At 51.4% G+C, this 8,186-nt stretch carries 9 protein-coding genes; 4 read left to right on the top strand and 5 right to left on the bottom strand.

Translation table 11 applies throughout. From position 1 onward, the window contains the following. Positions 1-1,304: hypothetical protein (locus IGR76_13605; protein MBF2079513.1), on the top strand; the 1,304-nt coding region annotated here is incomplete at its 5' end. Positions 1,305-1,459: 155 nt separating this feature from the next. On the opposite strand, the gene IGR76_13610 is transcribed toward IGR76_13605, so the two are convergent. Together IGR76_13610 and IGR76_13615 are read right to left on the bottom strand one after the other, a co-directional pair. After that, the gene (locus IGR76_13610; GenBank protein ID MBF2079514.1) at positions 1,460-1,693 is read right to left on the bottom strand and encodes a hypothetical protein; all 234 of its coding nucleotides are present in this window, start codon (positions 1,691-1,693) and stop codon (positions 1,460-1,462) included. A 49-nt stretch (positions 1,694-1,742) separates the two neighbouring features. Beyond that, positions 1,743-1,940: an electron transporter gene (locus IGR76_13615; GenBank protein MBF2079515.1), complete on the bottom strand. Its 198-nt coding sequence runs from the start codon at positions 1,938-1,940 to the stop codon at positions 1,743-1,745. A 417-nt stretch (positions 1,941-2,357) separates the two neighbouring features. On the opposite strand from IGR76_13615, the gene IGR76_13620 reads away from it, so the two are divergent. The 3 genes from IGR76_13620 to IGR76_13630 all read left to right on the top strand — a co-directional run bounded on the left by IGR76_13620 (position 2,358) and on the right by IGR76_13630 (position 4,779). Continuing rightward, positions 2,358-3,698, top strand: a complete 1,341-nt coding sequence (locus tag IGR76_13620) for a hypothetical protein (protein ID MBF2079516.1) — start codon at positions 2,358-2,360, stop codon at positions 3,696-3,698. 128 nt (positions 3,699-3,826) lie between these two features. Next, positions 3,827-4,099, top strand: coding sequence for a GlsB/YeaQ/YmgE family stress response membrane protein (locus IGR76_13625; protein MBF2079517.1), 273 nt, complete (start codon positions 3,827-3,829; stop codon positions 4,097-4,099). A 242-nt stretch (positions 4,100-4,341) separates the two neighbouring features. Continuing rightward, positions 4,342-4,779, top strand: coding sequence for a DUF4079 domain-containing protein (locus tag IGR76_13630; GenBank protein ID MBF2079518.1), 438 nt, complete (start codon positions 4,342-4,344; stop codon positions 4,777-4,779). Here IGR76_13630 and IGR76_13635 read toward each other — a convergent pair. The 3 genes from IGR76_13635 to IGR76_13645 form a co-directional block, all read right to left on the bottom strand. Beyond that, entirely contained in the window at positions 4,771-6,066 is a 1,296-nt protein-coding gene (locus IGR76_13635; GenBank protein MBF2079519.1) for a flotillin family protein, read from the bottom strand. The genes IGR76_13630 and IGR76_13635 overlap by 9 nt on opposite strands. Positions 6,067-6,071: 5 nt before the next feature. After that, positions 6,072-7,451 (bottom strand): flotillin family protein, encoded by a 1,380-nt coding sequence (locus IGR76_13640; protein MBF2079520.1) that lies wholly within the window; start codon positions 7,449-7,451, stop codon positions 6,072-6,074. 110 nt (positions 7,452-7,561) lie between these two features. Then, positions 7,562-8,131, bottom strand: coding sequence for an NfeD-like protein (locus tag IGR76_13645; protein ID MBF2079521.1), 570 nt, complete (start codon positions 8,129-8,131; stop codon positions 7,562-7,564). Positions 8,132-8,186 lie beyond the last annotated feature (55 nt).

Here is an 8,186-nt window from a genome sequence, read left to right on the forward strand (position 1 = left end):
TTCAGTCTATCGTTGCGGCCTCTGATGATCCGCTGCCCCAACTCCTGAGCCAACTGGGAAACGTGCGCCAACTGATCAACGCTGGATTACTGGTTCTCTACTTTGAAGATGCACCTGCCCAGTTTCGTCCCACGAGAAACGCGATCGCCCAGGCGGCTCAACTGCACATGGAATCCCTCTTACCCAATATGGTTCGGCGTCAGATGGTGCCGTCTACCCGTCCCCTTAAAATTGGCTATTTGGCCAGTACCCTCTACCGTCATTCCGTTGGTTGGCTATCCCGCTGGCTCTTCAAATATCACAATCGCGATCGCGTTGAAGTCCATCTCTATTCCACCACTCCCGCCTCCGATTTTGTGCAACAGGCTCTACGGGCGGAGTATGGCGATCGCTTCCATGATGTGCCTGCCAATATCGGGGCGATCGCAAACCAGATTGCCGATGATGAAATCGATATTTTGGTCGAACTGGATAGCCTAACCAGCCTCGGCAACTGTTCGGTCGTGACCCTTAAACCTGCCCCCATCCAGGTGAGTTGGTTAGGATTTGATGCGTCTGGCATTCCGGCGATCGATTACTACATTGCCGATTCCTACGTACTACCAGATGATGCCGATTCGTACTATCACGAAAAAATTTGGCGACTCCCCCAGACCTATATCGCTGTCGATGGTTTTGAAGTCTACACACCCACGCTGCGCCGTCAAGATTTAGCCATTCCTGATGATGCGATCGTCTATCTCAGTTCCCAAGCTGGGTTAAAACGGAATTCGCACCATACCCGCACTCAGCTCCACATTCTCAACGAGGTTCCCAACAGCTATTTCTTGATCAAAAGCTTTAGCGCCAATCCCGAAGCCTTATCCTCGTTTTTCTACCAGCTTGCGGACGAGGTTGGTGTCGCTTCAGATAGACTCCGGTTTTTGCCCGATTTCCCCTCAGAGTTCACCTACCGCGCCAACCTTCAACTCGCAGACGTGGTGTTAGACACCTATCCCTACAACGGCGCAACTACCACCCTCGAAGCTTTATGGATGGGACTGCCCATCGTCACCCGCGTCGGCGAACAATTTGCCGCCCGCAACAGCTACACGATGATGATGAATGCTGGAATCACTGAAGGGATTGCCTGGAGTGATGAGGAGTACGTGGAGTGGGGGATTCGGATGGGACAGGATGAAAACTTACGTCGAGATGTGTATTGGAAACTGCGGAAATCTCGTCACACCGCTCCCCTTTGGAATGCCAAACAATTTGCCCGAGAGATGGAAGCCGCCTATGAGCAAATGTGGCGGAATATCTAGGCATAGAGCCCATCGACAAGTAACTGCATAAAAAAGACTCTGGAATATTCCAGAGCCTATGAGAGCGTATTTGATGCTAGTCCTGGATGCTCAAAATCCAGTCAGTTTGTAGGAGATTGAGGGATAACCCTCCCTCAGAGGGATTCGCTACGACCCTAAGCGTCGGGTAGCAAACGGCTGTTGTAGGCATCCATCCGACCGAAACCGGGAGTGCGCGTTGCGTAGTTGGTTTCAGTACCCGTTACGGTGACGGCGATCGCCTCAAAAGACTCAGAGCGCCAATTGCGGGCGTGGATAGGCTTGGTTTGCTCGCCTCGGAAATAGGCTTGGGTGCCAATTACAGCAGCAGCAACCCAACCGACGATAAACAGAGAAATTAGAACAGTCATAACCATGGAATGTACCTCTTTAAATCAGTGGTAGCGAGAATTCAAACCCTTACGCCAGTAAGCCAAGCTTTTTACCGTTGTCACGAGCCAAACGAATCAAGTTCTGTCGCTGGGTGCGGTCAACTCCGAAGCGGTTGCAGACGTTGGTGATCACTTGCGAATGAAGGGCGATCGCTTTGCCGCGTAGCTTCAGAAACTTCGGATCTCCCATTTGGCGACGAACTAAAACAACGATAGGCGCGAACATGGTTGCTTCTCTCTTTTCGTTCAGAATGTTTTGTATCGTTATGTAAACTAATGTAACTAATTTGTTACAAAATGTCAACTGATCTTGCAAATTTTTTTGAGATATGCTTTTTAATGTCTGAAAGCCGCCACCTGTATGGTTTTGGATTTTGCGGGTGGGGACGAGGCGGATTTGGTGGCTGTTTTAATACCAGTTTTGGGTTGACGGTGTGCTGCAACATCAGGAATTTCAGCGACAAAGCGCTGAAATTTAAGACCATTGATATGAGTGAGAGGCCTACGAAAGAATCAAACGTGCTCGAATTTTTAAGGACTAGTCTCGGTCATTCCCCGTCGGCGTTAGGATAAATCTGTCGTCCATGCCTCGACAAGGCTAAAACCGAGGCGTATGGTCAAGGAATTTGAATGAGGATTCACTGTGCAGGATATTCGGACACGAGCAGCAACCCTAAAGCAAGAGTTGTTAGATTTTGTACTCGATGCGGAAGATGATGGGGCGATCGCCCTGGAGCAGTTCAGCGCGGCGCAATTGGTCAAGCAGAACTATCCCGATATGAATCGCCAAACCTTTGTGGTGGATCGCTTTCTGGTGGAAGGGAGGGTAGGCGATGACAGCCCCATCGATTGCTTTATCCAAGCCCATGCAGATTTGTCTGCGGATGACCGCACGCTGCTAACCGGATGGAAGCGGGCATTTATGGGACTGTTTGCCATTACCCAGCTTTTTGACGATCATGTTGAGCTACGGAACTGGACGACGGACAAGTCCTATACGGTGTATCCCCTAGACGATCCGCAGTGGGCCGCGATGGCTCGGCTCAAGGAAAATGACATCCTCCTGACCCAAATTGCGCCATTGACCGATCAGGACTGGATGATGTTTGGGCCGTGGGTGTCTTTGGGACGCTTGGGTAAGCCGAAGCTGGCTGTGGCGATCGGCAATTTTAAGAACAATTACCGTGCCTATCTCTATAGCGATGCGCCTGAACTGCTGGAAGAGGCATGGCGATCGGTGGAGCGCTACCATGCAGATTTTGTAGAATTTTTCGGGTCTGACGAAGTGACGCTGTCGGGCAAGGAGCTCGGGCAAAAGCTAGGAGAGTTGCAGCAGCAGACGGCACAGCGATCGCTCAAAGCAGCTGGGATCGACGAAAATCAATCCTTTGACGACATCGCCGCCGCCGCTGGGGTCACGGACGAGGAGCTGGATGAAGCGGCTAGCGCCCTAGGAACGGATCAAAAAACCATGCGTCGCCTCATGGAACGTTCTACAAAACCCCAGATGGCATCCCCAGAAATTGCCCTGCCGCCCCATCTCAAGCATGAACCCCAGGTCACCGCCCTGAGTCACCCTCGCTGGGGACAGGTATTTCTCACCTCCTATCCAAAGCTAACGACTGTTTTAGAGGCCTTTCAACCCGATGATGCCGATATGATAAGCAGCGCCGAGTCTGCCCTGCGTCGCTGCATGGAGGATGGGGATATGAATGCCTATCTTTGGCATCGCCTTGCCGAAACCTATCCAAAACCGTTGGAACAGATCCTCCGTCGCGTGAGCGGGAACTCCACCTTTCAAATCGCCCAGGATTTGGATACCTGGTTGACAGAACAAAATAAACCGCTGACTCCAGATTTACCGGAAACTGCTAGTGTTCCCCTCCACCTCCATACTCTCTTTCAGGATGCGGTTCTAGAGGTCAATCCGTCATCCTCTAAGGGCAAAACCAAGAAAAAGACCGGGACGGGCTTCCAACGATAGTGGCAAGTTTATGCCTTTTGACGCTGCCAGCCTCGCCCCAACGGCAGACGAAGACAGCCTAGGACTCCCGATATTCTGAACACAGTTAAGCGATTAAGAAACGAATCGTCGAATTGGGAGATTATTGTATGAATATTTTAGCTTGGGTTGTTTTGGGTCTACGGGCTGGGGCGATCGCCAAGGCTCTTTATCCTGGACATCAGGGGGGCGGCATCTTAGCAACGATTTTACTGGGAATCATTAGTGCATTTGTGGGGGGTAGCTTGTATGCGCTGTTCACAACGGGTTCCTTAATCCTAACCGGGGCATCGCTCAGCATTCCTGGCTTGATTGTGGCTGTTATTGGTTCGATGATTGCCATCTTTATCTGGGGTCTGTTGACTCGTCGCACAGCGGTGTAATGGTCAACGATCAACGAAAATAAATCCATGTTCGATCGACGGAGATTTATAACCGAAGGGTAATGCTCTTAGAATACTTTGCTTACAGGACGGCTGCCGGGGTGTGGCGTCCTGTTTTTACTCTATTTGTGCCAAGAATCTACGCGGTCTTAACGTTAATCGCAACGCTCAACCTCATGGGGCGACACAGCGGTATACTCAGACCAGTAGCGGGTACGGCACAGCCGACACACAGAGACATCATGGACTTACCCTCTTTTTTATGGTTATGGCGCATTGCGGCGTGGTCGATGGGGCTTTCGGTCACGGCCTACAGCCTATTAGCAATCACGGGAGGGGTCTTGCGCTTTACCCGATTGAACGGGCGATCGCGTCCCCAGTGGCTGCGTCCATTACACTACGTTCTGGGCAGCATCCTTGTTACCTTGGTTCTGCTGCTCCTCTCGGTAGGACTGATGGGCACGTTGGGGTACTACGGAAGCTTGGGGCATTCGGTACATTTACCCGCAGGGCTGACGGTCGTTACATTAACCTTAGTCTCTGCGTGGAGTGCCACTCGCATTAGCCCCACTCGTCCGTGGGCGCGATCGCTCCATCTCGGTCTTAACATGGCGCTCTTTGTCGGTTTTTTAGCGGTAGCTCTTAGTGGTTGGAGCGTCGTCCAGAAGTATTTACCCTAAATCTCCGATCTCTTCGATCGCCGCCAAATCAGCATCCTCGGATAGTCCTGGGGTAGAGGGAGTAGTCAGCGTATTCACGGCATTCACGAGGTCTATTCCCGTCGTTTGCCGCAGTTGCTCAAGGAAAGAGGCTAGCTTCGTTGCCGTTGTCCCCCCCCTGGCATCTATGACGGTGACGCTATGAACATCGACATCGGGAACGGCATCTGTAAAGGTTTTGAGCAATCGCTCTAACCGTTGGAGCAAGAAAATATCTCTCGCGTTGGAACCTGCAGCCTGCCATGCCTCCGCCATACGCATTGTTCCCTCGGCACGAGCTTTACCCTCTTCAATAATGTGGGCGGCGTTTCCTTGGGCATGGGCGATCGCCTGTTTGCATTCAGCCTCAGCAGGAGCCACCACGTCGGCCTGAAGCTGTTGTGTCACTTGCTTAATCCGCTCTTGCTGCACCGGGAGTTCGGCTTGAATCCGCGCCAGTTCAGAGGCAATTTCTGCGAGGGCTTCAGCAACGACGGCTTCTCGTTGGGTGAGAGTATCTTTGAGGCGGCGTTCGGCTTCAGCACGGGCAATGCCAATGTCCCGATCCAGCCGACTGAGCGCCGTTATTTTGTCGTTTTCAGCGGTTTGAATCATCGATTCCGCTTTGGCTTTGGCTTCGGCAATGCGGGCATCCCGTAACAGATCCGCCTGCTGCTTCCGACCGATAGAGTCCAGATAGCGCACATCATCCGAGATATTTTGAATCTGGAGCGTGTCAAGGACAAGTCCTAACTTTTCTAAATCGTCTTCTGCTTCATCTAAGAGACTTTTGGCAAAGGCGATTTTGTCTTCGTTCACCTGTTCCGGAGTCAGGCTCGCCAACACGCCGCGCAGATTTCCTTCCAGGGTCTCTTTTGCCATTTGTTCAATCTCTTGGCGCGATTTACCCAGGAGCCGTTCAATCGCATTGTGAATGGCAGGTTCTTCTCCGGCAATTTTGATGTTGGCAACACCTTCTACGGTCAGGGGAATCCCACCTTTGGAGTAGGCATTAGATACACGCAGATCGATAATCATGTTGGTGAGATCCATCCGCATCGCCTTTTCCAGCAAGGGAACCCGGACGCTGCTGCCCCCTTTGACCAACCGATAGCCGACCCGCCGACCGTTGGACAACTGGCGCGAACTGCCTGCAAAGATCAACACCTCGTTGGGCTGACAAATATAGTAGAGATTGCGAACGACAAATAGACTGGCTCCCGTCCCTAAGCCAAAGACAGCGAGTAGAGCGAGTAAGGTTTCAAACATGATGATTAAATCTCCTGGCGATCGCGACGGCTAAGGGTTTTGGCGACATCAATTCCGAGGGTTTGATCTACGCGATCAAGGAACTGACGCACAATTTCGGGATAGACATTCATCAGGCTGGCAAGGGCTTTACCGTCGCCATTATCAATTACGTTCACCCGTTCTAAATGCATGCGGTTCGGAATCTTTGCGGCTTCTTGCAACACAATTTCGATCTGCTGAATTAGAAAGACTTCAGCCGCATCTACACCTGTCTCTTTCCACACCTGGGTCAGCATATCGTTGACGAGGGCAGCAGCTTTAGCGTTTTCGGCAAGTTCAGCCGCATTTCCCTTCGCAATTAGAGCTTTTGCCTGCTTTTCTGCCTCCGCTGGCAGCACTTCATCAGCCTCTAACCGCAGACGTTCCAACTCTGCCCGCACCGTCTGAAACTCTTGTTCAGCCCGGGCACGAGCTTCTTTCTCAGCGGCCTTGGTACGCTCCTCTTCAGACCGGGCACGCTGTTCTAACTCGGCTTTAACTTTGCGAAGTTCGTTTTGCTTTTGTTGGATAATGGCGAGGGCTTGGGATTTGGCAACCTCGGCCTGTTGCTGACAGTCGGCCTCAATCCGCTCGGCTTCGCTAACGGCCTGAGCTTCGGCGATCTCGGCGTCCCGAATAATTTGGGCAATCCGTTTCCGTCCAATCGACCGGAGATAGTCTACGTCATCAGCCACGCTCTGAATTTTGAGGGTGTCAAGCTGCATCCCTAGTTTGGCGAGGTCGCGAGAGACATCCTGGGCAATCCGTTCTGCAAATTGGAGTCTATCTTCGTTGACCTGTTCGGGAGTGAGCATGGCGACAACGCCGCGCAGATTTCCTTCCAAGGTTTCCCGGGCTACGCGAGTAATTTCAGAGCGATCGCGCCCCAGAAAACGTTCAATCGCATTGCCAACGATGGCCGGATCACTGGAGACTTTGACATTGGCGATCGCCTGAATGTGGATGGGTGTTCCCCCTTTGGCATAGGCATTTTTAACTTCAATGGGAACTGCCATCGTGGTTAAATCCATTTTTTCGACTGTTTCAAGCACGGGAATCACGATGGTGCGTCCACCAAAGATCACGCGATAGCCCACTTCTTCCCCGTCTGTGTTGCGATGTTTGCGCCCCGACAGAATCAAGATCTCATTGGGATTACAAATCCGCATAAAGCTCTTGACAAACCAAAGCAGCACCAGAACACCAACGATCGACATCAGCAAGAGAGGGGCGATCGCACCCAGTCCCATACCAGAATTGTCCGATGATTCAGAGTCTGGTGGAGCTTGGGCAACCTCAACGATAACCCCGTCAGAACGATGTCTTGCCTGAACCTGAAGTGGAGAAATAGGTTGCGTAGTCATAAGTTCAATCGACACTCGTAAAGATAACCGTCAGGGTAGGAAACCTTCGAGCAGAGCTAGGTTTCAGAAGTTTTGTCATTCGATGGTGTGAGATCTTGGGCAGAGACCACTCACAGCCGATCGTTTTCAACATTGACCACCAAAATTAGATCGCCGGGTTGAAACTCTCGCTGCTCGTCGGTGTAAGCAATGCGCTCAACCTGAGAGCCTTTAACATTCAGTTGGACTTTGCCTCGACTGTCTTGATCAAAAGGAAGAATGACGGTTCCTGCAAGACCAATCACGTCATCGGACTGGATTAAACTGTTCGCATGCTGTTCACGCAGAACTCTCAGAATACTAGATACAAGTCCACCACACACAATTCCCATCACCAGCGCAATTATCGCGATGATAGGAATGGACAACTGGGTTGAGAGATTGGACAACACTAAGCCCGTTAGTCCAAAAAAGCAGATCCCAAACGTCCAAAACTTGAGGCTGGTCAGAATTTCGAATAGAACAAGCAAGGGAGATTGGGGACGTTGCAAGGGGCGATCGCACACCTGATCGCCGGGGCCAGCAATATCTAAATCAGAATCGATGTCGCTATCGAAGCTATCAAAATCAACTCCATCCAAACCGCCAAGGACGGCTAGGAGTACAAAGGCTCCGCCTATTGCAAAACATAACCAATACAGGGCTTTGTTGCATGATTAGAAAAACGGTCAGGTTCGCCTTGAGAGTGTCCTGGTA

Origin of the sequence: Synechococcales cyanobacterium T60_A2020_003 (assembly GCA_015272205.1) — a bacterium.
Classification (GTDB): domain Bacteria; phylum Cyanobacteriota; class Cyanobacteriia; order RECH01; family RECH01; genus JACYMB01.